The organism is Janthinobacterium sp. SUN073 (assembly GCF_030397665.1).
Lineage (GTDB): Bacteria > Pseudomonadota > Gammaproteobacteria > Burkholderiales > Burkholderiaceae_D > Janthinobacterium.
In genome coordinates this window covers 54,673-79,115 of record NZ_JAPUBT010000016.1, presented here as the reverse complement: position 1 = coordinate 79,115, position 24,443 = coordinate 54,673, and the positions used below count along the sequence as shown (strand labels likewise).

The window sequence follows — 24,443 nt, the reverse complement described above, 5'->3', positions numbered from 1 at the left end:
CAATCGGTGCGGATATACAACCAGGAACGACCACATATGGCCTTGAAGTACAAAACGCCCGATGCGGTGCATCGGGCGTTTGCGCAGCAATAAATACTGTCAACCTATTTTAGGACTGGACACGCTCACTTCTTGCAGCGTATCGGCACGTTCACGGAATTGCCGTCCGAACTCAGGTTACGGTACTGCAAGTCTTCGCTTTCGATGGCGAAGCGGGGCACGGCGTGCACGTAGCGCTGCTTGCAGACGGTGTCGTCATTGATCAGCTGGCCCGCCAGCATGTAGTCGCACAGGGCGAAGCGCGACTCCTCGTCGTCGAGGATCAGCACGCGCGCGGCGCTGTACAGGGCCGATTGCAAGACGTCCGGGCTGCAATTTTCCGGGCCCGTCAGCTTCAGATGGGTTTTCGTCTGCGTCGCCAGGCGTTGCAGCTTGACGAGGGCGGCGCGCTCTTCCTTGCGCGCAATATCGACTTGCGCATCGCCGCTGGACAGGCGCAGCGCCAGCGAGGCGATCTGGTCGATGGAAATATGCCAGGCAAAGCCTTCCAGCCGGGTGCGGATCTGGCCCGGCAGGGGATCGGCCGCATCGACTTCGCAGCGGTACTGGCCCAGATGGGGCCGGCACAGCACGGGAATGGCAAAGGCCGAAGTGCGCTTGCCCTTGACGAATTTCTGGCTCAGGTCGCCAAAGTTTTCATGCGTGATGGTATCGAAGCGGGCTTGCCCAAAGCCCATCTTGACGAGGTTTTCCTTGCGCTGGCGCGAAAACAGGGCATCGACGGCATCGTAGATATTCTTGTTGAAGATGCGGTCCAGCGGCTGGCGCTCGTCCGACATTTTTTCAAAGACGGCGCTGGAATTGGGCGCGTTGGCATCGATGGCAATGAGGATGAAGGGCTTGCTGTTCAGACGCGGCGGCACGACAGCCATGTCGTTGCCGTACAGCTGCGTCAGGGCCACGTCCCACAGGGTTTCCACGCCCAGGTTGTCGGCTGCGCCGCCGTCGAACAGGTGCACGTAGGACGGCGATTCGCGCGATTCGGAACCGAGTTCCGGTACGAAACTGTTTTTCGGGCGGAAACGCTCGAAGGTGACGGAATCGAACACGCCAGGAAAGGCGGCCGAGGTGGCCACGGCCGTGGCCAGGCGGATATCCTGGATCGGCGAATGCAGGGTGCCGTAAAAATATTCATAGGAAAACACCACGCGCTTGCCACCATCGGTGGCGTCCGTCGCGTTGGCCAGGAAGATGGGGCCATCGTGCGGCAAGTCCTGGTAGGTTTTCTTGTCGTACAGCACATCGTCAAATACGTCGGACAGGAACGAGGTGCGTGTCTTGTTCGTCAACAACATCGTTGTCAGGTTGGCCGGTTTCAAGATGGTCTGGCCGAAGAAATCCGTTTTCAGTTTGCTGCGCAGCAAGGGCCAGTCCGTCTGCTTGCCATGCAGCGCATAGTAGCCGCCCGCGATGGCGCCGCCCGAGACGCCGGAGATGGCCGAGGCGCCGCTGACGAGACCAAACTCTTCCAGCTGCTCCAGCGAGGCGGCCGAGAAATTGGCGGCGCGGCTGCCGCCGCCGGACAGGGCGATGCCGATGAAGTGGTCGCTGGGCAGGGGCTTCTGGATGCGCGCCTTGGGCGCGTCGATGCGCAGGCGAGGTGCTTCCTGCACGGCAAACGTGCGGTTTTCGACGCCGCTGTTGGGGCGCAGGGCGAGTACCGTGCAGCCGCTCAGCAGCGCGACGAGGATAAATGGGACGAACAAGCGTGGATGCATGTGGGATCTGTGCGTAGTCAGGGGTTGGGATACGGACGGAAACGTGTGCGATTCTAACAAACTTGCCCGTGCTCATGCATAGAGTTGCACCGCGAGGATGGCCGCGTTGTAGCCGGCGTGCGCCAGCATGGGCGCCAGCAGCGAACGGCTGCGTTCATAGGCTGCGCCCGCGCACAGGCCCAGCACGAAGACGGGCAGCATCGAGACAGGCGGATGCACGATGGCAAAGATGGCCGCGCCGATGCCGATCGCCTGCCAGGCGGGCAGCGAGCGGCGCAGGCCACCCTGGATCAGGCCCCGGAAAATGAATTCCTCGCACAGGGGCGCGGCCAGCAGGGTCAGTCCTGCCAGCCAGACTCCGTCCCAGCCCGCCCCGGTTGGCAGCGGCGCGTGCGCGGGTGACCAGCCGTTGGCTTGCACGATGGCCAGGTAGCCGATGCCGAAGGGGGCCGCCAGCAGCGCGCCTGCCGCGCCCCGGCGCCACGCTTGCCGGCCAGGCCCGATGCGCGGCACGCCTGCCGTCTTGCTGCGCCAGTAGACGAGACGCACCAGCACATACGTAAGCGCGCCGGCCGCGCCGAAGGCGATGGCCACGTGCGCCAGCGTTGCACCGGCCGCGTCCTTGAGCAGGAGCAAGGCCAGTGTCTGCAGGATAAAAAACAGCATGGCTGCGATCAAGCCATCCGAGGCCGAAACCCTGGCAGGCGGCGAGGCGGCCGGATCGAGCAGGTAGGGCAGCTCGTCGCGTGCCTTTTGCCACAGTGCCAGGGCCAGCGCCACCGTCAGCACGACAAACACCAGTTGCTGAGCCACGCTGCCGGCCGCCAGCGCGGCGAGGTACAAGCCAGTCAGCAGCAAATACAGGTACATATAGGTGGGACGTATCTTCGCTGTCGCTTCGCTGGCCAGCGGATCGCTGGCAAACACCCCCAGCGCCACGGCGATCATCGAGTACAGGGGAATGCCGGCCAGGGCCAGCAGCATCAGTCCCGCCATGTCCCAGCGCCATGCGGGCAGCGAGGCCAGCGCCGCACCAAACAGGATGAGGGGATACAGCAGGGCCAGCACGGCCCACAATTGCGCCTTTTGCCGCAGCGCCAGCTCAACGGACACGGGAAACGTGTACAGCAGCCACAGCGCGCCGCCTTCCTTGTTCAGGGTCTGGAAGGCCGACATCATCAGCACATAGCTGCCGAGGAAAAAGCCGGTCGATGCCAGCAGGGCGGGGCTGGCCAGCAGCGCGTGCATGTCGCGCGCCTGGCCCGAAAAAAGAGCCTGGCCGCCGAGGATCAGCAGCGGCATCAGCAGCGTTTGCACCATGAAATTACGGTCGCGCATCAGCAGGGTCAATTCGCGGCGCTGGATCACCGTGCCGATGCGGGCGCGCCACCGGCCAGCGGGCAGCGTCGCCGGGGAACGCTTGCGGCTGGCTTCGCGCTGGCCCGCGCCCACGACGCCGTGGCGCAACTGGCGGCGCAGCATCGCCATGCCCAGCCACATCAACAGCAGCACTTGCGCCAGCAGCAGGCAGGCCGGCAACAGCGCGGCCGCCAGGCTGGCGGCATTGAGCACGCGCACCAGCAGGCCGGGCGGCGTCCAGCTGCTCCAGGCGGGCATGGCCGCGGCCCAGCCATGGGCAAAGCCGCCCGCGCCCATGCCGAAGGACATGCCCATATACATGGGAAATACCCCGGCCACCGAGAGCAGTGCCTGCAGGTTGCCCAGTCGGGCCGGACTGAGCGACAGGCGCAAGCCCGTATCGACCAGTGTGCGCAGCATGGCGGCCAGGGCCAGCAGGAGCAGGCTGGCAGCCAGCCCGGACAGCGGAGAAAACCAGCCCTGGCCCGAATACCAGGCGATCATGGTGGTGCTGGGCCATAAGGCCAGCAGGCCGGCCGGATTGACGACCGTGCGTTCGAGCACCCGCGCCCACAGCAGCGTGGCTTTGTCGACCGGCAAGGTGACCAGCCATTCCAGGTCCCAGTCCGGTTTCGACAGCTCGCCCATGCCTAGCGGCAACAACACGCTGACCAGCCACAGCAGCATCAATTGCAGGGTCAGGCCGCCTGCCAGTGCCGTGCTGAACGGGTGCCCGATCAATTCGGCGATGACGGGTGCCAGCAGGCGTTCGCCCGCCTGCATGCTGCCTTGCGCCTGGCAGGCGGCCACCTGGTCGAGCAGGCAATGCATGTTGAGCACGCCATGGCGCGCCATAGTGCCGAAGGAAAACAGCATGGGCAGGAACAGCAGCACGCCTATCAGCCAGCGGCCCCGTTTCTTGCCCGGCGTGGCGGGGCGGCCCTGCGGGGGCTTCTTGAAGGCCAGTCCGCGGCCGCTGACGTTGAGCAGGCGCTGCAGGCGCAAGCGGGTCAGCAGCCAGATGGCGCGCCAGGCGGTGAGCCGCGCCGGCGTCATGCGGTGGCCGTTTCATCGGTAAGCTGCAGGAAGAGTTCTTCCAGGCTGCCGTCGCTGGACAGCTGCCGGCGAATCTCGTCCAGGCTGCCCGTGGCCGCCAGCGCGCCGCGGTGGATGATGGCCACGCGGCTGCACAGCTTTTGCGCCATGTCGAGCAAATGCGTGGAAACGAAGATGGTGGTGCCGGCGGCGGCGATGCGCAGCAGCCGTTCCTGTACCTCGCGCGAGGCACGCGGGTCCAGGCCGTTGATCGGTTCATCAAGGATCAGCACGGCCGGATCGTGAATCAGCGCGCAGGCCAGGCCCAGTCTTTTCTTCATGCCCAGCGAGTAATTGACGGCGAAATCCTCGCCCGCTTCGTCCAGGCCGAATTCCGTCAACAGACGCGCGGCGCGGTCGGCCGCTTCCGCGCGCGAAAAACCATGCATTTCGGCGACGAATTGCAGGATTTCGCGGCCCCGCAAATAATCGTAAAAGATGGGGTTGTCGGGCAGGTAGCCCACCTTGCGCTTGACGGCGGCGCCATCGCGGTGGCAATCGAGGCCATCGACCAGCACGCGGCCGCTGCTGGGAACCAGGATGCCCATCAGCATGCGGATGGTGGTGGTCTTGCCGGCGCCATTCGGCCCCAGGAAGCCGAAGACCTCTCCCTTTCCCACCTGCAAGGTGAGCGGGTGGACGGCGTCGAAGGTGCCGTAGCGTTTGGACAAACCCTGGAATACGATCATCGTGCGTCCTGCAATAATATTAACGATGGCAAGATGATAGCGTACCCCCGGGTCTGGTCGATTTATGGGCGTTCCAGCGCGCCCTGCGTAATCTTGACCTTGACCCGGTAGGTGGGCGCGGCCGCGTTGAGGGCTGGCGGCGTGGCCGGGTCGACGTCGAGCAGGGTGAACGTCAAATGGTTGACGCTGACGGAACTGGCGGCGCCGGGCATGGAGTCGGACAGGACGATGTCGGTGGCGCCCGCGCTGTTGAGCAAACTGAAGCTGTAGCTGACATAGCCTTTCCACACGCATACGGCGCCCTTGCGGCAGCGGCTGTCGTTGACACGCTCCAGTTTCAGGGTGTCGGTGGCCGTGATGGCGACCTGTTCGCCCGGCGAGAGCACGTGGGTGACGCTGCGCGGCGTGTTTTCCGCGTCGCCGGCGCTGCCGGCCGCGCCGCAGCCAGCCAGCACGGCCAGGCAGGCGATGAGCAGGGGCAGCAGCAAGGTACGACAAGAGCGGTTCAGAGTAGACATGTTTTTCCTTTCAGGTGGAACGTCCCGGGTGTGCTCGTTCACACGTGGGATAAAATGATGGTAGCAAAATGATATTTTTTTGGCGCACTATTGGCGCGCTGCCGATGAATTGATGCGCCGGCCACGCGGCGCGCCGATTACTGCGTAGAATGGCTGTTTTGAAAATCAGGAAACAACCATGAAAAAAACTGCCCTGGCGAAAAGCGATGCCAAGAAACTGATGGGAAAGATGAATGTTCCCGGCGCCGGTGCATTCGGTAAGGAAGCGGTGGTCGTCGACCGCCGCGAGCAGCGCAAGCGCGATCAGGCCCTGGGCCTGGTGCCATTCGCCGTCAAGCTGAACAGCGATCTGGTGTTGCAATTGCAGACCCTGGCCAAGGAGCGCGATGCGGATCTGAATGAATTGGTCGCCGAGCTGATCACCAAGGGCTTGGCTGCAGCATAAAGGCTGACAATGTTTATCTGTTGATAAATATCATTTGTAAAACTAAAAGGCGCCTTGCGGCGCCTTTTGCATTGCGACATTGCTTGTGCTTACACCCAGGCGGCCAGCGCCCCCTTCATTTTTTTCAGCGCCGCCACTTCGATCTGGCGGATGCGTTCGGCCGATACGCCGAACTCTTCTGCCAAAGCGTGCAGGGTGGCGCCGGAACCGTCGTCGTTGGCCAGCCAGCGCGCTTCGATGATGCGGCGCGAACGGGCGTCGAGCTTGCTCAAGGCCGTTTCCAGGCCTTCCGATTGCAGACGCGTCACTTGTTCCGCTTCCAGCACCTTGGTCGGTTCGCTTTGCTCCGACGACAGGTAGGCGATCGGCGAAAACTTGTCGTCTTCATCATCGGTCGGCGATTCCAGGGCGATGTCGCGGCCGCTCAAGCGCGTTTCCATTTCGATCACTTCTTCGCGTTTCACGTCGAGCAGCTTGGCCAGCGCATCGATCTGCTTCGGCGTCATCGCATCGAGGCCCGTCTTGTGGCTGCGCAGGTTGAAGAACAGCTTGCGCTGCGCCTTCGTCGTGGCGACCTTGACCAGGCGCCAGTTTTTCAGGATGTACTCGTGCATCTCGGCTTTCACCCAGTGCATGGCATACGATACCAGGCGCACGCCCTGATCCGGATCGAAACGTTTCACGGCTTTCATCAAGCCGATATTGCCTTCCTGAATCAGGTCGGCGTGCGGCAAGCCATAGCCCAGGTAGCCGCGGGCAATCGAGACCACCAGGCGCAGGTGCGACAGCACCAGTTCTTGCGCGGCGGCCAGGTCATTTTTTTCGCGCAGGCGTGTTGCCAGCGAAATTTCTTCATCGTGGGTCAACATGGGCAGGCGGTTCACGGCCGAGATATAGGCGTCAATATTGCCCAGATTGCCAGTGAACCCGAGGCCCAGCGCATTACTTTTGGTCGGAACCAATGCGGATGTTGCGGACATCATAGTCATGTTTTCTCCCTCGTAGTCTTGCTTTGTTCCAGTTGGCCATGTCACGCGACGTGGCCCGATAGTCTGTTCGTTTTGCGTATGCGGTCTTGCAGTTGCAGATCGCGGCACCATCTTCATCTGGCGTCCATGGCGGTTCTGCTGTTGGTATGTCCCTATATTAGCACTCTCTGCTTGAGAGTGCCAATCAGCACATTTAATCGTCCTGATAGCCTAAATGCTATGGCGAATGAATGCTTGATAAATGTGTGTGAACGGTGATCTGAACAGCGCTGCAGGCCGCTTCACGACAACGTAGCCAGTCTACGGCCTCTGGCTGAAGCGAACCTTAAGAATACTTGCTAAATATCAAGATAACAGCATTGTGGGGACGCATGGCGGCACCTGGGGCGCCGCCATGGGAGGGAGGAAAGGTCAGTTCAGGCGCGCCAGGTGGCGCTGCACGCAGAGGAAGGCGCCGATCAGGCCCAGGCCGGCGCTGACGGCCAGCAAGCCGGCCATCGGCAGCGGCGCCAGCGGCACCAGCTGGAATTCGGACGCATACAGGCGGGCAAACTCGGCAATCGCGGTATTGAGCGGTTGCAAGGCCAGCGCCACGGCACCCAGGGCCAGCGCACCGGCGCACAGGCCCAGCAGGGCGCCCGTGTAATAGAAGGGGCGGTGGATGAAGGTGTCCGTGGCGCCGATCAATTTCGAGATGCTGATTTCATCACGCTGCTGCATCACTTGCAGGCGGATGGTATTGAAGACCACGGCGATGACGGCTACGCCCAGGGTAATGGCCAGCAGCAGCAGCACCAGGCGCAGCACGCCCAGCAGAGCCGCCAGGCGCTTGACCCAGGCCGAATCGACTTGCGCCGATTCCACGCCTGGCAGGTGGCGCAGCTGTTCCGCCACCGCATCGACGTCCTGCGCTTCGCTGGCGCTGCTGAAGGCATCGAGTTTCAGCACATAACTGTCGGGCAGGGGATTGTCGCCCAGGGTGCTGAGCACGTCGGCCAGGCCGTTCTTGTTCTTCAGGGTATCGAGCGCCTGTTCGCGCGGGATGAAGACGATCTTCGCCTTTTGTGCGCCGACGATCTTGCGCATGGAACTGGCCAGGGCCACGGCTTGCTCGCGCGGCGTGTCGATCTTCAGGAAAACGCTGATTTCCGGGTCGACCGACATCTGTTCCGACATGGGGCGCACATTGTCGAGCATGGTCAAGCCCGCGAACGGCAGCGACAGGGCGATGGCGACGACGAGCACGTTCAACAGGAAGCCGCCTGGCGACTTGCGCAAATGGATCAGCGCCGAACCCAGCGCGAAGCGGTGTTGACGGAACCAGCCTCTCATGCCTGTTCTCCCTGCACATCGTCGGGGCCGGGGGAGGGCGCAAAATCGGGATCGGGCGGCGCGAAGACGGGCGCCTGCGTGGCCTTGTCGATGGCGACTAATTGGCCGTTTTTCAGGTGGATCACGCGGGCGGCGGCGTCGAGCATCTGTTCGTCATGGCTGGAAATGAGGCAGGTCACGCCCACCGAGTGAAACGCTTTCAGGGCGTCGAGCACTTTGTTGGCGCTGGCGCGGTCCAGGTTGGCCGTCGGTTCGTCGGCCAGGATGATCTGCGGCCGGTTGACGATGGCGCGCGCGATGGAGACGCGCTGCTGTTCCCCGCCCGACAGCGACAGCGGGCGCGCCATGGCGCGGTCCAGCAGCCCGACTTTGTCGAGGGCGGCGCGCGCGCGCTGCTCCGCGGCAACTTTATGCGCACCGACGACGAGCAGCGGCAGCATGACGTTGGCCAGGATGGAGCGGTCGTTGAGCAATTTTTGTTGCTGGAAGATCAGGCCCATGTTGCGGCGCAGAAAGGGCACGCCGGCCGGTTTGATCTTCGCCATGTCCTGGCCATTGACGATCAGCTTGCCCGAGCTGGGGCGTTCCATGGCGGCGATCATTTTCAGCAGGGTGGACTTGCCGGCGCCGGACGGGCCGGCCAAAAAGACCAGCTCGCCTTTGGCAATGCTCAGCGAAATGTCGCTGAGGGCCACGGCATCGGGGGAGTATTGCTTGGAGACGTGCTGAAATTCAATCATGTATGGGCTTATCCGAGCAGCGCTTCGACAAATTCGGCAGCCACGAAAGGCTGCAAGTCTTCAATTTTCTCACCGATGCCGATGAAATACACGGGTACGGGGCGTACGCGGGCAATCGCCGCCAGCACGCCGCCCTTGGCGGTGCCATCGAGCTTGGTGATCACCAGGCCGCTCAGTTGCAATGCATCGTCGAAGGCCTTCACTTGTGTGAGGGCATTCTGGCCCGTGTTGCCGTCGATGACGAGCAGGGTTTCATGCGGCGCGCCTTCCATGCCCTTGCCGATCACGCGCTTGATTTTCTTCAATTCTTCCATCAGGTGCAACTGCGTCGGCAAGCGGCCCGCCGTGTCGACCATCACCACGTCGATGCCGCGCGCCTTTGCCGATTGCACGGAGTCGTAGGCCACGGCGGCCGGGTCGCCCGATTCCTGCGAGATGACGGTGACGTTGTTGCGCTCGCCCCAGACCATCAGCTGCTCGCGCGCGGCGGCGCGGAAGGTGTCGCCCGCCGCCAGCAGCACGGACTGCTTATTCGACTGCATGTGCTTGGCGAGCTTGCCGATGGTGGTGGTCTTGCCGGCGCCATTCACGCCGGAAATCATCATCACCAGCGGCTTGTGACGGCCCAGCTCGAAGCGCTTTTCCAGCGGCGAGAGCAAGTCGATCAGCAGCACTTTCAGTGCGGCCTTGACGGCGGCGGCGTCGAGCAGCTTGTCTTCCTTGACCTTTTTCTTCAATTCCGTGAGCAGGAATTCGGTGGCGTCGATGCCGGCGTCGGACATCAGCAGCGCCGCTTCCAGCTCTTCGTACAGGGCGTCGTCGATCTTCGCGCCGACGAACAGCACGGATAGGGTGTTCGAGGTTTTCGACAGGCCCGCCTTCAGGCGCGTCATCCACGATTTTTTCTCGGGTTCGGCGGCCACGATGACGGGCACGAGCTCGGCCGGTGCGCCGCTCAGGGGCGTGGGGGCAGGCTGCGGGGCAGGCGGCGTGGCGGCGGGAAGGACGAGAGGCTCGGCTGGCGCAGCCTCGGGAGCGGTGGGTTTTTTCTTGAAGAAACTAAACATGGATGTGTGGTGGCGGGTGCTGACCTAAGGCCCGGCGGCGCCGGACACTGTGTTACGGGCTATTCTACCAGAGCGCGCCCGGCCCTTCATGCTTTACTGTTCGATTGGCAACATTGCGCGGCTATCCACGGAGATCGCCGCAGTTGCCGCGCTTTCCAGCCGGATCAGTGGGTTTGCAGGGCCAGCGCCTGATGGCGGCGGCGCCAGTCGGCGATGCTTTCCTCGACTTGCCGCAAGTCCAGCACATGCAGGAACGCCGGCGGCTGCCTGCTCAGCACGGGACTGCGTCCGCCAGCCCACAACTCGATGTCTGGCGGCAAGCTTGCATGCAACTGCTGCAGGCTGTCGCGCGTCTGCCGTTGCTTGCTGGCGCTGGAAAACGACAGCGCCACGATGTCGGCCCGCTGCGCGCGGGCGGCCGCGACGATGTCCGCCAGCGGCGTTTCCACCCCCAGCGACATGCAATGGGCGCCGGCCGCCGCGCACAGCGCCTCGGCCATCAGCAGCCCCAGGCCATGCCGCTCCTGCGGCAAGGTACTGAGGACGATACGCGGCGTGCGCGTGGACGGGCTGCTCGCTTGTGGCAGGGAAAAAATGGCATGGCGCATCACCGTTTGCAAGGTTTCGCTATACAGATGCTCTTCATACACGGCCAGGTCGCCGCAGGCCCACGCTTCGCCGACCAGGCCCGTCAGGGGCGCGATGACGTCGATGGTGAACGCTTTCAAACCCAGCACGGCCAGCGCCTGGCGCAGGGCGTCGCCCAATTCCGCCATCTGGTGGCCACGGCACAGGGCCAGGTAGTGTTCGAGCTGGGGGGGCGGCGTGGATGGCGCCGCACTGCCGGCGCTGGCCAGCTGCTGCAGTTGCAAGGTGCTGTGTTGCATGATTTTGCCCGGACGAAATCCGAGGTCCAGCAGGCGCTTGACCATGCGCAACTTCTGCACTTGCTCGGCCGGGTAGCTGCGCTCGCCAAAGGCATCGCGCTGGGGCTGGGGAAAGGCGTAGCGGCGCTCCCAGACACGCAAGGTTTCCTTGGCCAGCCCCGTATCGCGCTCGACATCGCTGATGCTGAAGGCGGAAGGGGGATGCAGCGGTTGCAAATCAGTATCCATACAGGGGCTTGCTCGCATGCCAAAAGAACGTGGGATGCATTTTACGCCTTCCATCGCCCCGGACCAAATAGCTGAATCCGATTGAAACTTGCCTGCGTATAAGTTTGTGAGCGGCTCGCGCCCTCATTGACATAGATCAATATTTGACTGACTATGCAGAAAACTTAATTTGTCCAGGACAAACATGAAACGGGTACAGTCATGAAGATCGCCGTCGTCGGAGCAGGAATTGCCGGTTTGTCATGTGCCTATCGCCTGGCGCAAGCGGGCCAGGACGTCACCTTGTACGAGGCAGGGGACTATTTTGGCGGCCACAGCCATACGGTGGACGTCACGCTCGATGGCGTCACGCATGGCGTCGACACGGGTTTTCTCGTGTTTAACCATGCCACCTACCCGAACCTGGTGCAACTGTTTGACGAACTTGGTGTCGAGGCGGCCGACAGCGATATGTCGTTTTCCGTGAAAATGCCCTTGGGCACCTCTTTCGGTGCCCGCGTGCTGGAATGGGCGGGCGCCAATTTCGATACCGTGTTTACCCAGCGCAGCAATCTGCTGCGCCCCGCCTTCTTGCGCATGCTGCGCGACATTCTGCGCTTCAACCGTCAGGCCAGTGCCCTGGCCACGGCCAGCGTGCCGGCGCCGGCCCTGTCGCTGGGCGAGTTTCTCGACCTGCACGGCTATGGCGATGAGTTCCGCCACTGGTATTTGCTGCCGATGGCCGCCTGCATCTGGTCGTGTCCGGCGCGCCAGATGCTGGCCTTTCCCTTGGCCACCTTCATCCGTTTCTGCCACAACCATGGCTTGCTGCAAGTGAGTGACCGGCCGCAATGGCGTACGGTGCGCGGTGGTTCGCGCGTGTACGTGGAAAAACTGCTGGCCGGCATCCCGCAGCAGCGCCTGGCGTGCCCCGTGCTGGCCGTGCGCCGCCAGCCGCACGGCGGCGCGCGCATGGTCGAGCTGCATACGGCCACCGGCGTCGAGCATGTCGATCACGTGGTGCTCGCTTGCCATAGCGACCAGTCGCTGGCCTTGCTGGCGGACATCCGCGACGACGAGCGCTGCGTGCTCGAAGCCGTGCGCTACCAGCCGAACCGCGCCGTGCTGCATACGGATGCGTCCTGCCTGCCACAGCGCCGCCGTGCCTGGTCGGCCTGGAATTACCAGGGCCGGCCGGCTGCGGAAGGCGAGGCGCCGCAAGTGTGCGTGCATTATTTGCTGAACCAATTGCAGCCTTTGCCCTTTGCCACGCCCGTCATCGTCTCGCTCAATCCGCTCGACGAACCCGATCCGGCAAGCATCCTCGACGAGTTTTCCTACGCGCATCCCGTGTTCGATGGCGCGGCCATTGCCGCCCAGGCGCGCCTGGCCGGTTTCCAGGGCGCGCAGCACACGTGGTTCGCGGGCGCCTGGACGGGCTATGGTTTCCATGAAGACGGCTTGAAGTCGGGCCTGGCCGTGGCGCAAGCGCTGAACGGCATGGCGTCGGCGGAGCTCGGCCATGCCGCGTGATTTCTCGCCGCCCGTGCCGCCGCAGCCCCTGCTGTGCCTGGGACGGGTCCGCCATGCGCGGCTGCGCCCGCGCGCGCATGCGTTCAGTTACGGCATGTTTTATCTGCGCCTGCCCTTGCGCAGCATGGGCGCGCAGGATTTCGCCGCCCGCCTGATGTCGCGCAACGGCGCCAATCTGCTGGCCTTCCGCGACAGCGACCACGGCGATGGCACGACACCGCTGCTGGAGTGGATCGACGGCTTGCTGCACCAGCATGGCGTGTTGGACGCGGGTGGCGAAATCTGGCTGCAAACCATGCCGCGCATGTTTGGCTATGTCTTTAACCCCATCAGCTTCTGGTTTTGCCACCGCCCGGATGGCGTGCTGCGCGCCGTGCTCTGCGATGTGCGCAATACCTTTGGCGAGCGCCATCTGTACTTGCTCGAGCAGGGCGGCGCCATCGCGTATGGCAGCGAGTTGCGTGCCAAGAAGATTTTCCATGTGTCGCCGTTTTGCAAGGTGGAAGGACAGTACCGTTTCCGTTTCCTGCGCAACGACGACAAGGATGGCGAGCGCCACCTGGCCCGCGTCGATTATGACGACCTCGACGGTCCGATTTTGCAGACCAGCTTGTCCGGTACGGCGCAGCCGCTGCGCGATGGCGCCATTGCCTGGGCCCTGCTGCGCTATCCCCTGATGACGTTTGGCGTGATGGCGCGCATCCATTGGCAAGCCTTGCGCCTGTGGCTGCGCCGCGTGCCGTTTTTCAGCAAACCCCACCCTCCACAAGAAAAGGTGTCACGATGAGCTCCGATTCCCTGCCGACCGGCCTGCAGGCGCGCAGCAGCGCATGTCCCGCGCATCTGGACATGCCCGCTGCCGCGCGCATGATCGTGCGCCTGCTGGAAAAATTGCAATATGGCGCCCTGCGCCTGCGCACGCCTGACGGCAGTATCTTGCTGTATGGCGATGGCAGCCAGCCCGTCACCCTGGACTTGCACAACTGGCGCCTGTGTGCGGCCGTGTTGCGCTCGGGCGATATCGGCTTTGCGGAAACGTTTATCGCCGGCGACTGGCGCACGGACAATTTGCCGGGCTTGATCGAATTGATGATACGCAACCGTGCGCAGGTCGAGTCCTTGATCTATGGCAACTGGTGGGGCAACCTGAACTACAAGGTGCGGCACTTGCTCAACCGTAATTCGCGCGCCGGCAGCAAGAAGAATATCCACGCCCATTACGACATCGGCAACGCCTTTTATCAGCTGTGGCTGGATCCGTCGATGACGTATTCGAGCGCCCTGTTTACCGCAGGCGCCAGCCTGGAACAGGCGCAGGGCGCGAAGTACGCGCGCATCGCGGACCAGTTGCAACTGCAGCCGGGCCAGCGCGTGCTGGAAATCGGTTGCGGCTGGGGCGGCTTTGCGGAAACGGCGGCGCGCGACCATGGCGCGCACGTGACGGGCCTGACTTTGTCGAGCGAACAGCTGGCCTATGCGCGCCAGCGCCTGCAGGATGCGGGGCTGGCAGGGCAGGCTGATTTGCAGCTGTGCGATTACCGCGACAGCCATGGCCAGTACGACGCCATCGCCTCGATCGAGATGTTCGAAGCGGTGGGGCAAAGCTACTGGCCCGGCTATTTCGAATGCGTGGCGCGCAACCTGAAGCGGGGCGGACGCGCCTGCATCCAGACCATCGTCATCGCCGACGCCTTGTTCGAGCGCTACAGCAAGAGTACGGATTTCATTCAACAGTACATTTTCCCGGGCGGCATGTTGCCATCGCCGCTGGAATTTCGCCGCGCCGCCGAGGCGCAGGGCTTGCGCGTGGTGGACGCCTTCAGCTTTGGCCTCGATTACGCGGAAACCCTGCGCCAGTGGCGCGCCAGCTTCCTGGCCCGGCGCACGGCGCTGGAAAAGCAGGGTTTCGATGGCCGTTTCCTGCTGACCTGGGAGTTTTACCTCGCGTATTGCGAGGCCGCCTTCCAGGCGCACAACACGGATGTGATGCAATTTACCCTCATCAAGGACTGACCATGCGCCGCCTGCTTGCCACTGTCGTGCTGTCCCTGACCATGTTCGCTGCCGTGGCCGCGCCGCCTGCCTTTATCGCTGCCGACGTGCCTGAAGCCCGCCTGGCGGGGGAGGGCGACTACACGTGGTTCGGCATGCGTATTTATCGGGTACAACTGTGGGTGGGCGCGAACGGTTACCAGGGCGCGGCGTCGGCCACGGCGCCTTTCGTGCTGGAATTGCGCTACGCGCGTGCGCTCGACGGCAAAAAGATCGCCGAGGCCAGCCATGAGCAGATGCAAAAGCTGGGCGTCGGCACGGAGCAGCAGCGCCTGGCGTGGCTGGCCACCATGCAGCGCATTTTTCCTGACGTCAAGGAAGACCAGCGCATCGCGGGCGCCTACCGGGCCGGCATCGCGCCCGGCGTGCGCTTTTATCTTGATGGCAAGGTGTTGGCCGACGTGAGTGATGGCGACTTTGCGCGCGCCTTCTTCGCCATCTGGCTGTCGCCCGAGTCGACGGCGCCGACGCTGCGTGCGGCCCTGCTGCAGAGTGCGGTGCCACTGCCATGAGTAGCGGGGCCAGCGCTTTGACCTTGCCGGCCTTGTTCAGTTATGGATTGTTCGGCTTGCCGCTGGCCATGCTGGCGCTGCCCATCTATATATATGTGGCGCCATTTTATGCGCAGCGCAGCAGCCTTGACCTGGCGCAGATCGGCGCCGTGTTGCTGGCGGCCCGCATCGCCGCCGCCTTCATCGATCCTGCCCTCGGTGCCTGGATGGCGCGCGGCCGGCGCAGTTATGCCGCCTATGTCGGCGCCGCGCTGCCGTTGTTGCTGCTGGGCTTTGGCGCCCTGTTCCATCCGCCGTCCCTGTCGCAAGGGGCGACCCTGGCCTGGTTCCTGGCCGCCTTGCTGTTCGTCTACACCGCCTATGGCCTGGCCGGCATCGCGCACCAGAGCTGGGGCGCGGCCTTGAGCCAGGCGCGTGCGCAGCGGGCGCGCGTGACGGCCGTGCGCGAAGGCTGCGGCTTGCTCGGCGTGATCCTGGCGGCAGGATTGACTTCTGTGCTGGGCTATGACGGCTTGTCGCTGGCCTTTGCCGTGTGCTTGCTGGCGACGGGCGTTCTGTTGCTGGCGCGCGCGCCGCGTCCGCTTTTGCGCCAAGGCACGCAGGCGCTGCGCGCTGGCGCCTGGCGCCTGCCATTGCGCCAGCGTGCGTTCCGCTGGCTATTCGCCGTCCTGCTCGTCAATGGCGTGGCGGCCGCCATCCCCGCCACCTTGTTCCTGTTCTTTGCCGGCGATTATTTGCTCTTGGGGCATTACGCGGGTCCGTTCCTGATGGTGTATTTTTGCGCGGCGGCCGCCTCGATGCCCGTGTGGGTGGCGCTGGCGCGCCGCTATGGCGAAGCGCGTGCCTGGGGCGGCGCCATGCTGCTGGCCGCCAGTGTGTTTGTCTGGGCGTATGGCCTGGACGCGGGCGCCGCCTGGGGCTTTGCCAGTATCTGCCTGCTGTCGGGCCTGGCGCTGGGCGCCGACCTGGCCTTGCCGCCGGCCCTGCTGGCAGGGCTGATCGGCGCGGCGGGCCATGCCGGGCGGCACGAAGCGGCGTATTTCGGCTGGTGGAACTGGGGCGTGCAAATGAGCCTGGCGCTGGCGGCCGGCATCGCCTTGCCCCTGCTGGCCTGGCTCGGCTATGTGCCGGGCAGCAACAAAGGCTTGCCGGCCCTGTCTGTCGCTTACGCCTTGCTGCCCTGCGCCTTGAAACTGCTGGCCGCGCTGCTGCTGTGGCGCGCGCCCTTACAACATATATATAGCGATCACCTGGAGATTCGACCATGCACCTCATGAAATGCTGCCGACGCGGCCTGGCGGCAGCTGTGCTGCTGGCGCTGAGCGCCTGCTCGACGCCGCCCACCCCCGCCACGTACGCGCAGGAATTGCCCGTACTGGATCTGCAGCAGTACTTCAACGGCACGCTCGATGCCCACGGCATCTTCCAGGACCGCTCGGGCAAGGTGCTCAAGCGCTTCACGGTGGTGATGCGGGCCAGCTGGGCGGGCGAGACGGGCACCCTGGACGAGGATTTCACGTATTCGGACGGCAGCAAACAACGCCGCGTGTGGACATTGCGCAAGACGGCGCCCGGGCGCTTCATCGGCACGGCGCCCGACGTGGTCGGCGAGGCCATCGGCGAAGTGGCCGGCAATGCGCTGCGCTGGCAATACGTGCTGGCGCTGCCCGTCGATGGCACGCTCTACCACGTCGATTTCGAGGACTGGATGTTCCTGATGGATGACAAGGTCATGCTGAACCGCGCCGCCATGAGCAAGTTCGGCTTCAGCCTGGGCGCCGTCACTTTATCGTTCAGCAAGCGTCCATCACAGGCGGTCCCATGAATCGCAAGATCAGCAGCTGGGCCGGCAAGCGCGTGTGGGTCATTGGCGCTTCCAGCGGCATCGGCGCCGCGTGCGCCACCTTGCTGCTGAAGCAGGGCGCGTGCGTGGCCTTGTCGGCCCGCCATCGCGCCAGCCTGGAACTGCTGTGCCAGGGGCGGCCGCTGGCGCAGGCCTTGCCGCTCGATATCACCCAGCCCGCGCAGCTGCGGGCCGTCTGCGCGCAATTGCAGCAGCAGTGGACGCATATCGACCTGATACTGGTGGTGGCAGGCGGCTATCAGGCCATGCGCGCCGATAGCTTTGACCTTGAGGCGGCGCAGGGCTTGCTGGCCCTGAATGTGGGCGGCGTCTTCAATTGCCTGGAGCAGGCCTTGCCGTGGCTGTTGCGCCAGGGCAGCGGCGGCATCGGCATCGTCGCCTCGGTGGCCGGTTATGGCGGCTTGCCCAAGGCGCTCGCGTATGGCGCCAGCAAGGCGGCGCTGATCAACCTGACGGAGTCGCTGTACCTGGATTTGCATGGGTGTGGCATTGATGTGTATCAAATCAATCCCGGCTTCGTCGCCACGCCGCTGACGGCGGACAATGATTTCACCATGCCTGCCCTGATGACGGCGCACGACGCTGCCGCCGCCATGCTCGACGGCATCGAGCGGGGCCAGTTCCACATCCACTTTCCCAAGCGCTTCACGAATACCCTGCGCCTGGCGCGGCTGTTGCCGTACCGCGCCTATTTTTGGCTGATCCGCAAGGTGACTGGCTTATGAACGCAAGCATGGACGACCCGCTGGCGCGCCTGGTGGCGTTTTACGAGCACCTGCGCATCGACAACCTGGCGCAGCTGGGTGCGGTATACGCGCCGGACGCCCATTTCAAGGACCCGTTCAACGAGGTGCAGGGGCATGCCGCCATCCTGGCCATCTTCGAGCACATGTTCGTGCAAGTCGATGCGCCGCGGTTTGTCGTGCTGGAAAGCCTGGGGCAGGGGACGCAAGCCTTCCTGACGTGGGAGTTTCGTTTCCGCATGAAACGACTGGTATCTGGCGAACAATGTATTCGTGGCGCCACCCATGTGCGCTTCGATGCGCAGGGACGGGTGGTCTTGCACCGCGATTATTGGGATGCGGCGGAAGAATTGTATGAAAAATTGCCTCTGCTGGGCGGTTTCATGCGCATGCTCCGACGCGCAAGCCAGCGTTAAGCTTGTTTCTTGATGCTTCTAAGCAAAAAATCAAAAAAAGAAAAAGTAAATTGTGTGAAATCGGGCTGAGAAAAACTTGATTCCGATCAATGTGTCGTTTTTTTGACACAAATTTGTCAAAATATTGAGAAGGCAACATTGTAAGAAATTGTTTCAATTGGTGCGCAATTTGCAAGCAAGAGTCGTCCTCATCCGTTCCCGGCGGGTAGCTGGCGCATGCGCTGCTAAACATGGAAAACATTTATATGTGAGCAATTTAAATTACCGGAAAGTCAGTAATTTCATTGTCACTCTGGCTATTTTTTGGACGCGTACGCCGACGCGCGAATTGGTGCCTACGCCCCTGAATAATGCGGCATCGCACCAAAATAGGGCGCATTATTTCTCGTTTTTGGGCATCCGGCAGCAAACATTGGCGATGCCGTGTATGCTTCATTCCGTTTATCCATTATCGCCTGACAAATTGTGCGCTTTGTCGCGTAAGTCTTGGAGGGCAAATGATGGGCAAAGCATGTTGACGTTTTAATCACTCGCCTGATACTGTTGCACTAATACAACGGGTGCCAGCAAACCATGCGCTATGATGGAATGGTCAATCAGGCCCATGCATTGGTTGGCAAGGGGCACTGGCTCTGTCGCGTAGTACGGTTGGCGATGGTCGGGATGCCTGAAAAAGCCCCCGGCCTGGTACCGGAAGTAACATGTTGGAACTTGATGGAATGTGAAACGGTCGTTATAGTGCCGCTTCCGGTGCCGTTTGAGCACCGAACCGGCGCACGAATGACGGTCGTTATGCAGCCTTCAAGCTTATCGGTGCAATAGCGTGCCGATACCGATATGAATGTTCCTCTGACCGGAACAGCAATGTGGCAGGTGGAGACCTTGCCCTCACTCATAAAAAGCGCTCTGCTAGAGCGCAGCTCGAGATGCATAGGCTGTATTACTTTTTGCTTCAAAAATTAAAGGAAATCGCAATGAAAAAAACTCTGATCACCCTGGCAGTCCTGGCAGCAGCCACCGGCGTAGCCCAAGCTCAATCGAGCGTTGTTATCTACGGTACCGTTGACGCTGGTTTCGTCAGCGAGCGCGGCGGCGTTAACGGCAACGTTAACAAACTGGACAGCGGCGTTGCTTCGGCTTCCCGTCTGGGCTTCAAAGGCACCGAAGATCTGGGCAGCGGCCTGTCGGCTCTGTTCCTGTTGGAAGCGGGTTTCAACGTTGATTCCGGCGCGCAAGGTGCTCCAGGTAAAGCAGAAGCCCTGTTCGGCCGTCAAGCCTACGTAGGCCTGAGCAGCAAAACGACCGGTACCCTGACCCTGGGTCGTCAATACACCCCTTGGTACAACACCCTGTCGAAAGTTGCTGATCCATTCGCAGCTGGCTACGCTGGTTCCGCCAAGAACTTGTTCCCAGCGAACACCCGCACCAGCAACACCGTGCTGTACACCTCGCCAAACTTCAACGGTTTTGACGGCGACGTAGCGTACACCTTCGGCGAACAAGCTGAGTCGAACAAAATCGGCCGTCAAATCGGCGCGTCGGTTGGCTACTCGAACGGTCCTCTGAACGCACGTCTGGCTTACAACAACACCAGCAACGAGAACGTGGTCGCAGCCCAGTCGACTGGTAGCGGCCGTAACTGGTTGGCTGCAGCTAACTACGACTTCGCAGTTGCTAAAGCTTACGTCGCATACGGCGCAAACAAAGGTCAATCCAGCGCACTGCGTAACAACACCGACCGTAATGCGTATAGCCTGACCCAACTGTCGGCAGCTCCTAGCACCGATAGCAACAACATCCTGGTCGGCGCAACCGTACCTGTTGGCCCAGCTGGCACCGTCATGGCTTCGTTCATCCGCACGAACGACAAGACCCGCTTCAATGCTGACGCTGATCAATGGGCAGTGGGCTACTCGTACGCTCTGTCGAAGCGCACCAGCACCTACGCTTCGTACGCTAAAATCAAGAACAAAAACTTCGCAGGCTACACCGTTGGTAACAACAGCAATGTTGGTACGGGCGACAAAGCCTTCAACGTTGGTGTTCGTCACTCGTTCTAATAGTCGCGCAAGCGAAGCTTAGTACCGCCAAGGCATCCCTTCGGGGATGCTGCAAGCAAAGAAACGCGCTGTCTGGCTTCGGTCTGGCGGCGCGTTTTTGCATGGGCGGCGCCAGTTATAATGGCGCCGTTACTCAAGTAAAGGAATGCCATGTATTCATACACCTCGCCACGCTTGGCCGCTTTGCTGGCCGCGCTGCTGCTTGCTGGCGCCACGGGCACCGCTGTCGCGGCCGTCAAGGGCAAGAAGCCGGCCGGACTGGAGCGCTACGGCGTGGCCGTCTACTCGGACCTGTGCCTGCAAAAGGATAGCGGCGAAATCGGCGGCCAGCGCGTGACCCTGCACCGCTTTGCCGAGGCCGACTCCGTCATCTATGAATTCACGGCTGGCGCCCTGAGCTGGCCCATCGTCGCCAACGATGTCAACCTGGACGCCGCCACGGGCGCCTTCGACTTCACCATCGCTGGCGCCGACAGCGAAGAGCGCACCATCGTCGGCAAGTTTTCCAGGGATGGGCAAACCCTGACCCTGGAAGGCGATTACTGCGGCGGGAATGTGCGCATGCCCATGAAACTGAGTCGCGTGCGCGATTTCGGCCGTCCCTTGAAAAACTGCACGCCCTGCCCGCCGGTGCCGGAAGCGCCCGCCGAGGCAGTGCCTGCCGAGGAAAGCGCACCAGTACCCGCTGCCTGAGCGATCGTCGCTGTCAAAAAGAAAAAGGCCCGGTATCGACCGGGCCTTTGTTATTTGTCGCGCTGAAACGGGCTTATTTGGCTGCCTGCGCCTTTTCCGCCGTGGCGCGGATGGTGGCGAGCGTCGCGTTCGGCGTGATCAGGTTGCCGTCATAGCGCAGCTCGATCAAGGCTGGCAAGTTGTGCGCCCTGGCGTGCGCCAGTGCCCGTTGCAGGGCGGGAGCGAACTCTTCAGTCGTATTCACCACTTCGCCATGCGCGCCATACGCCTGCGCCAGCGCCGCAAAATCCGGATTGTGCAGGGTCGTGCCCGAGACGCGGCCCGGGTAATCGCGTTCCTGGTGCATGCGGATGGTGCCGAACATCTGGTTATTGAAGACGATGATGACCACGCCCGCCTGGTATTGCACGGCGGTGGCCAGTTCCTGGCCATTCATCATGTATTCGCCATCGCCGGCAAAGGTGATCACGGTGCGCTCTGGGTGCACGATCTTCGCCGCCACACCCGACGGCACGCCATAGCCCATGGCGCCATTCGTCGGCGCCAGCTGCGTGCGCATGCCGCCGTAGCGGTAGAAGCGGTGCGCCCACGAGGCGTAATTGCCGGCGCCGTTCGTCAGGATGGTGTCTGCGGGCACCTGCGCCATGATCACCTGCGTCACTTGCCACAGGTCCAGTGCTGCCTGGCCATCCTGGAAGATGGGCGGGCGCTCCTGGTAGGCGGCCAGCTCGGCCTTCGCTTCGGCCGGCGTATGTTTCCATGCGGAAGCGTCGACGGGGGCCATGGCGGCCAGCATGGCGCAGACCTGCGGCATGCCGCTGTTGATCATCAGTTCGGCCTGGTAAACGCTGCCCAGCTCTTCGGCGTCCGTGTGGATGTGCACCAGACGCTGGCGCGGCACGGGCGAGTCGAACAGGGTGTAGCCACCCGTCGTCATTTCACCGAGGCGCGGGCCGATGGCGATGACCAGGTCGGCATTTTTCACGCGCGCGGCCAGTTTCGGGTTGATGCCGATGCCGACGTCGCCGATGTAGTTCGGGTGGGCATTGTCGAGCAAGTCCTGGAAGCGGAAGGCGCAGGCGACGGGCAAGTGGTTGCTTTCCGCGAACTGTTGCAGGTCGGCGCACGCCTGCGGCGTCCAGGTAGTGCCGCCCAGCAAGACCAGCGGACGCTGCGCATCGGCCAGCATGGCGCGCAATTGCAGCAGTTGCTGTGCTGATGGCGATGCCTGCACGCTCTGGTAGGCGCGCGTGTCGGCGACAGTCGCCATGGAAATGAGCATGTCTTCCGGCAGGGCCAGCACGACAGGGCCGGGGCGCCCGCTGGTGGCGACCTGGAAGGCGCGCGCCAGGTATTCGGGGATGCGCTCGGCGCGGTCGATCTGCGCCACCCACTTGGCCATCTGGCCGTACATGCGGCGGTAGTCGATTTCCTGGAACGCTTCGCGGTCGACGAAATCATTGCCCACCTGGCCGACGAACAGGATCATCGGCGTGGAATCCTGGTACGCCGTGTGGACGCCGATCGAAGCGTTGGTGGCGCCCGGTCCGCGCGTGACGAAGCAGATGCCCGGCTTGCCCGTCAGCTTGCCGTAGGCTTCGGCCATGAAGGCTGCGCCGCCTTCCTGGCGGTTGATGATGAAGCGGATGCCCGAATCGTGCAGGGCGTCGAGCACGTCCAGGTAGCTTTCGCCAGGCACGCCAAAAGCGGTGTCGACACCATGGATCTGCAGGGCATCGACCAGGATCTGGCCGCCGGTACGGGATTGTTGCGTCATGTTCGGCTCTTTATAGTCTAGTGGGGTGGCAAAGAAGTGGGGCAAGCGGTGCGCATGCGCTCGCATGCAAGCAGCTTGCCCATTCTATGTGAGCCGATTTGGCCCGGCTTTTGAAATGGCGACACCGAATTACACAATCCCCCGGGCCGGGGCCCGACGAGGGGCCCGGCGAGCGGTGTCGTTCCTGCACAGGCCTTTTTGCAGAAACATGCTGCGGCGCGGTACAATGGCGGGTGAAGCAGGCCAGACAGTCGCTGGCCGGCGCAGCAATGCGCTGGCGGGAGGAAGGTCCGGACTCCATAGAGCGGGGTGACGGTTAACGGCCGTCCGCTGAAAGCCGACCTGGCGTACTTGTATGCCGGGGGAGTATAAGGCGAGGAATAGGGCCACAGAGACGAGCGTATTAAGTTACGGTGAAACGCGGTAACCTCCACCTGGTGCAATTTCAAATAGGCACGCGATGATGCTGCTCGCGGAGCGTGCGGGTAGAAAGCTTGAGCGTCCGAGTAATCTGGCGCCTAGAGGAATGACTGTCATAGCGCCAACCTGCAAGGGAAGGCGCCGTAACAAAATCCGGCCTACCGGCCTGCTTCACTTGAATTCCAGCTCCCTGGTCTGCCGGGGAGTGTATCGGCCGCAGCGGTTTGCTTGCTGCGCGCCTCCAAAAAGCCCCCGCAAAGGGGCTTTTTTTGTTTTCAAAAGAATAGCATTCAGGATAAAGTTGTATATACAATTAAAGTGAACAATTGGTTAAAGTTTCTTCGTCTTAATTAATTGCTGCATTGCAAAAATAGTTGATCCGTATCAGGCCAACCCCGGAAAACAGGGCCGATACGCGCCAAGAGCGAAATTTTTTTGCCTTAAACCAAGTCTTATGCTGTGGCTGCTTGTTGTTGTGCCTGGAGGGCGAAAGTATTGTCATGTGTCAACTAACTGTAAAAAATTCAATTTTTGCATTTCGTCTTTTTCGATGTTTACGGTAGGAAAACACATGTGTGCAGATGAGGTAGCACATTCACTATCTTTCATAAGTATCTAATTTATCGATATATTTTTATTTGAGACTGCTTCAACGATATGCGCTAAGTCCTTAATTTCATTAATAAAATTCCTGTTTTGCCAATCGGAAACCGCTTGACCACTATCTTTGCTTACTCTAAAGTGGGCAACTGTGTGAAAAAGTGTGTTTTTGTGGGAAATTTCCCCTTTTCATCATGATGCGCAAGCGTCGCAACCCAAGCTCAAAAAAGGTCTTCCGTGTTTCAAGGCGCGTCCGCAATCAATCTCGATGCCAAAGGCAGGATGTCTATCCCTGCCAAGCACCGTGACGCGCTGGCGATTCAATGCGAAGGCCGTCTGACCCTGACCAAGCACCCCGATGGCTGCCTGCTGTTTTTCCCCCGTCCCGTGTGGGAAAGCCACCGCCAGCAAATCGCCGCCTGGCCCATGTCGGCGCGCGCCTGGCAGCGCATCTTCCTCGGCAACGCCGTCGACGTCGAGCTGGACTCGGCCGGCCGAGTGCTGATCTCGCCTGAATTGCGCAACGCCGTGGGGCTGTCGCGCGAAGTCATGATGATCGGCATGGGCAGCCACTTTGAAATATGGGATGCCGCCAAGTTGGCCGACAAAGAACAGCAGGCGATCGATGCCGGCACCCCCGATGTACTTTCCAATTTTTCTTTCTAAG

Annotated in this window: 22 protein-coding genes and 1 other RNA gene; 13 read left to right on the top strand and 10 right to left on the bottom strand. The window is 62.1% G+C overall.

What is annotated here, in order from left to right:
• Window positions 1–125 precede the first annotated feature (125 nt).
• The 4 genes from O0882_RS27725 to O0882_RS27710 all read right to left on the bottom strand — a co-directional run bounded on the left by O0882_RS27725 (window position 126) and on the right by O0882_RS27710 (window position 5,439).
• Window positions 126–1,778: a patatin-like phospholipase family protein gene (locus O0882_RS27725; RefSeq protein ID WP_289953248.1), complete on the bottom strand. Its 1,653-nt coding sequence runs from the start codon at window positions 1,776–1,778 to the stop codon at window positions 126–128.
• Between the two features lie 72 nt (window positions 1,779–1,850).
• Window positions 1,851–4,193 carry a type II CAAX endopeptidase family protein gene (locus tag O0882_RS27720; protein ID WP_289953246.1) on the bottom strand — a complete coding sequence of 781 codons (2,343 nt, stop codon included), beginning with the start codon at window positions 4,191–4,193 and terminating at the stop codon, window positions 1,851–1,853.
• On the bottom strand, window positions 4,190–4,921 hold the full coding sequence (locus tag O0882_RS27715) for an ABC transporter ATP-binding protein (protein WP_289953245.1): 732 nt from the start codon (window positions 4,919–4,921) through the stop codon (window positions 4,190–4,192). Before O0882_RS27715 ends, O0882_RS27720 begins: the two co-directional genes overlap by 4 nt.
• 62 nt (window positions 4,922–4,983) lie before the next feature.
• On the bottom strand, window positions 4,984–5,439 hold the full coding sequence (locus O0882_RS27710) for a hypothetical protein (RefSeq protein WP_289953244.1): 456 nt from the start codon (window positions 5,437–5,439) through the stop codon (window positions 4,984–4,986).
• 178 nt (window positions 5,440–5,617) lie between these two features.
• Between O0882_RS27710 and O0882_RS27705 the strand changes: the two genes are divergently transcribed.
• Window positions 5,618–5,884 carry a hypothetical protein gene (locus O0882_RS27705; RefSeq protein ID WP_071079406.1) on the top strand — a complete coding sequence of 89 codons (267 nt, stop codon included), beginning with the start codon at window positions 5,618–5,620 and terminating at the stop codon, window positions 5,882–5,884.
• Window positions 5,885–5,973: 89 nt separating this feature from the next.
• On the opposite strand, the gene rpoH is transcribed toward O0882_RS27705, so the two are convergent.
• The 5 genes from rpoH to O0882_RS27680 form a co-directional block, all read right to left on the bottom strand.
• Window positions 5,974–6,873 (bottom strand): RNA polymerase sigma factor RpoH, encoded by a 900-nt coding sequence (gene rpoH / locus O0882_RS27700; protein ID WP_170840566.1) that lies wholly within the window; start codon window positions 6,871–6,873, stop codon window positions 5,974–5,976.
• Between the two features lie 411 nt (window positions 6,874–7,284).
• Window positions 7,285–8,205: a permease-like cell division protein FtsX gene (ftsX, locus tag O0882_RS27695; protein ID WP_289953242.1), complete on the bottom strand. Its 921-nt coding sequence runs from the start codon at window positions 8,203–8,205 to the stop codon at window positions 7,285–7,287.
• A complete protein-coding gene (locus O0882_RS27690; RefSeq protein WP_289953239.1) occupies window positions 8,202–8,945 on the bottom strand; it encodes an ATP-binding cassette domain-containing protein in 744 nt (247 codons plus the stop codon). The genes ftsX and O0882_RS27690 overlap by 4 nt, the downstream gene beginning before the upstream one ends.
• An 8-nt stretch (window positions 8,946–8,953) precedes the next feature.
• Window positions 8,954–10,012 carry a signal recognition particle-docking protein FtsY gene (gene ftsY / locus O0882_RS27685; RefSeq protein ID WP_289953237.1) on the bottom strand — a complete coding sequence of 353 codons (1,059 nt, stop codon included), beginning with the start codon at window positions 10,010–10,012 and terminating at the stop codon, window positions 8,954–8,956.
• A 164-nt stretch (window positions 10,013–10,176) separates the two neighbouring features.
• Window positions 10,177–11,127, bottom strand: coding sequence for a MerR family transcriptional regulator (locus O0882_RS27680; RefSeq protein WP_289953236.1), 951 nt, complete (start codon window positions 11,125–11,127; stop codon window positions 10,177–10,179).
• Window positions 11,128–11,328: 201 nt separating this feature from the next.
• On the opposite strand from O0882_RS27680, the gene O0882_RS27675 reads away from it, so the two are divergent.
• The 10 genes from O0882_RS27675 (at window position 11,329) to O0882_RS27630 (ending at window position 20,979) form a co-directional block, all read left to right on the top strand.
• Complete coding sequence (locus tag O0882_RS27675) at window positions 11,329–12,639, top strand: FAD-dependent oxidoreductase (RefSeq protein ID WP_289953234.1); 1,311 nt, start codon at window positions 11,329–11,331, stop codon at window positions 12,637–12,639.
• Complete coding sequence (locus tag O0882_RS27670; RefSeq protein ID WP_289953232.1) at window positions 12,629–13,426, top strand: DUF1365 domain-containing protein; 798 nt, start codon at window positions 12,629–12,631, stop codon at window positions 13,424–13,426. The genes O0882_RS27675 and O0882_RS27670 overlap by 11 nt, the downstream gene beginning before the upstream one ends.
• A gap of 62 nt (window positions 13,427–13,488) precedes the next feature.
• A complete protein-coding gene (locus O0882_RS27665) occupies window positions 13,489–14,652 on the top strand; it encodes a cyclopropane-fatty-acyl-phospholipid synthase family protein (protein WP_289953252.1) in 1,164 nt (387 codons plus the stop codon).
• Between the two features lie 2 nt (window positions 14,653–14,654).
• Entirely contained in the window at window positions 14,655–15,203 is a 549-nt protein-coding gene (locus tag O0882_RS27660) for a chalcone isomerase family protein (protein ID WP_289953230.1), read from the top strand.
• On the top strand, window positions 15,200–16,480 hold the full coding sequence (locus O0882_RS27655) for an MFS transporter (protein ID WP_289953228.1): 1,281 nt from the start codon (window positions 15,200–15,202) through the stop codon (window positions 16,478–16,480). Before O0882_RS27660 ends, O0882_RS27655 begins: the two co-directional genes overlap by 4 nt.
• Entirely contained in the window at window positions 16,468–17,028 is a 561-nt protein-coding gene (locus O0882_RS27650; protein ID WP_289953226.1) for a DUF3833 domain-containing protein, read from the top strand. Before O0882_RS27655 ends, O0882_RS27650 begins: the two co-directional genes overlap by 13 nt.
• Window positions 17,025–17,792 carry an SDR family NAD(P)-dependent oxidoreductase gene (locus O0882_RS27645; RefSeq protein WP_289953225.1) on the top strand — a complete coding sequence of 256 codons (768 nt, stop codon included), beginning with the start codon at window positions 17,025–17,027 and terminating at the stop codon, window positions 17,790–17,792. The genes O0882_RS27650 and O0882_RS27645 overlap by 4 nt, the downstream gene beginning before the upstream one ends.
• Window positions 17,789–18,226, top strand: a complete 438-nt coding sequence (locus O0882_RS27640; protein WP_289953223.1) for a nuclear transport factor 2 family protein — start codon at window positions 17,789–17,791, stop codon at window positions 18,224–18,226. Before O0882_RS27645 ends, O0882_RS27640 begins: the two co-directional genes overlap by 4 nt.
• Window positions 18,227–19,200: 974 nt before the next feature.
• Window positions 19,201–20,286, top strand: a complete 1,086-nt coding sequence (locus O0882_RS27635; RefSeq protein ID WP_289953221.1) for a porin — start codon at window positions 19,201–19,203, stop codon at window positions 20,284–20,286.
• A 150-nt stretch (window positions 20,287–20,436) separates the two neighbouring features.
• Entirely contained in the window at window positions 20,437–20,979 is a 543-nt protein-coding gene (locus O0882_RS27630; RefSeq protein ID WP_289953219.1) for a hypothetical protein, read from the top strand.
• Window positions 20,980–21,052: 73 nt separating this feature from the next.
• On the opposite strand, the gene O0882_RS27625 is transcribed toward O0882_RS27630, so the two are convergent.
• Window positions 21,053–22,756, bottom strand: coding sequence for a thiamine pyrophosphate-binding protein (locus tag O0882_RS27625; RefSeq protein WP_289953217.1), 1,704 nt, complete (start codon window positions 22,754–22,756; stop codon window positions 21,053–21,055).
• A 235-nt stretch (window positions 22,757–22,991) separates the two neighbouring features.
• Here O0882_RS27625 and rnpB point away from each other — a divergent pair.
• Together rnpB and mraZ are read left to right on the top strand one after the other, a co-directional pair.
• Window positions 22,992–23,353: RNase P RNA component class A (rnpB, locus tag O0882_RS27620), an RNA gene on the top strand.
• A 660-nt stretch (window positions 23,354–24,013) separates the two neighbouring features.
• Window positions 24,014–24,442 carry a division/cell wall cluster transcriptional repressor MraZ gene (gene mraZ / locus O0882_RS27615; RefSeq protein ID WP_071079390.1) on the top strand — a complete coding sequence of 143 codons (429 nt, stop codon included), beginning with the start codon at window positions 24,014–24,016 and terminating at the stop codon, window positions 24,440–24,442.
• Window position 24,443: the final 1 nt, after the last annotated feature.

Excerpts from the sequence above, each read along its gene's own strand:
- O0882_RS27655 (WP_289953228.1), top strand. The coding sequence starts at position 15,200 with ATGAGTAGCGGGGCCAGCGCTTTGACCTTGCCGGCCTTGTTCAGTTAT.
- O0882_RS27635 (WP_289953221.1), top strand. The coding sequence starts at position 19,201 with ATGAAAAAAACTCTGATCACCCTGGCAGTCCTGGCAGCAGCCACCGGC.
- ftsX (WP_289953242.1), bottom strand. The coding sequence starts at position 8,205 with ATGAGAGGCTGGTTCCGTCAACACCGCTTCGCGCTGGGTTCGGCGCTG.
- O0882_RS27650 (WP_289953226.1), top strand. The coding sequence starts at position 16,468 with ATGCACCTCATGAAATGCTGCCGACGCGGCCTGGCGGCAGCTGTGCTG.
- O0882_RS27715 (WP_289953245.1), bottom strand. The coding sequence starts at position 4,921 with ATGATCGTATTCCAGGGTTTGTCCAAACGCTACGGCACCTTCGACGCC.
- O0882_RS27660 (WP_289953230.1), top strand. The coding sequence starts at position 14,655 with ATGCGCCGCCTGCTTGCCACTGTCGTGCTGTCCCTGACCATGTTCGCT.
- O0882_RS27625 (WP_289953217.1), bottom strand. The coding sequence starts at position 22,756 with ATGACGCAACAATCCCGTACCGGCGGCCAGATCCTGGTCGATGCCCTG.
- O0882_RS27645 (WP_289953225.1), top strand. The coding sequence starts at position 17,025 with ATGAATCGCAAGATCAGCAGCTGGGCCGGCAAGCGCGTGTGGGTCATT.
- O0882_RS27630 (WP_289953219.1), top strand. The coding sequence starts at position 20,437 with ATGTATTCATACACCTCGCCACGCTTGGCCGCTTTGCTGGCCGCGCTG.
- O0882_RS27720 (WP_289953246.1), bottom strand. The coding sequence starts at position 4,193 with ATGACGCCGGCGCGGCTCACCGCCTGGCGCGCCATCTGGCTGCTGACC.
- ftsY (WP_289953237.1), bottom strand. The coding sequence starts at position 10,012 with ATGTTTAGTTTCTTCAAGAAAAAACCCACCGCTCCCGAGGCTGCGCCA.
- rpoH (WP_170840566.1), bottom strand. The coding sequence starts at position 6,873 with ATGACTATGATGTCCGCAACATCCGCATTGGTTCCGACCAAAAGTAAT.
- O0882_RS27725 (WP_289953248.1), bottom strand. The coding sequence starts at position 1,778 with ATGCATCCACGCTTGTTCGTCCCATTTATCCTCGTCGCGCTGCTGAGC.
- O0882_RS27675 (WP_289953234.1), top strand. The coding sequence starts at position 11,329 with ATGAAGATCGCCGTCGTCGGAGCAGGAATTGCCGGTTTGTCATGTGCC.
- O0882_RS27690 (WP_289953239.1), bottom strand. The coding sequence starts at position 8,945 with ATGATTGAATTTCAGCACGTCTCCAAGCAATACTCCCCCGATGCCGTG.
- O0882_RS27680 (WP_289953236.1), bottom strand. The coding sequence starts at position 11,127 with ATGGATACTGATTTGCAACCGCTGCATCCCCCTTCCGCCTTCAGCATC.
- O0882_RS27640 (WP_289953223.1), top strand. The coding sequence starts at position 17,789 with ATGAACGCAAGCATGGACGACCCGCTGGCGCGCCTGGTGGCGTTTTAC.
- O0882_RS27705 (WP_071079406.1), top strand. The coding sequence starts at position 5,618 with ATGAAAAAAACTGCCCTGGCGAAAAGCGATGCCAAGAAACTGATGGGA.
- O0882_RS27710 (WP_289953244.1), bottom strand. The coding sequence starts at position 5,439 with ATGTCTACTCTGAACCGCTCTTGTCGTACCTTGCTGCTGCCCCTGCTC.
- O0882_RS27670 (WP_289953232.1), top strand. The coding sequence starts at position 12,629 with ATGCCGCGTGATTTCTCGCCGCCCGTGCCGCCGCAGCCCCTGCTGTGC.
- O0882_RS27665 (WP_289953252.1), top strand. The coding sequence starts at position 13,489 with ATGCCCGCTGCCGCGCGCATGATCGTGCGCCTGCTGGAAAAATTGCAA.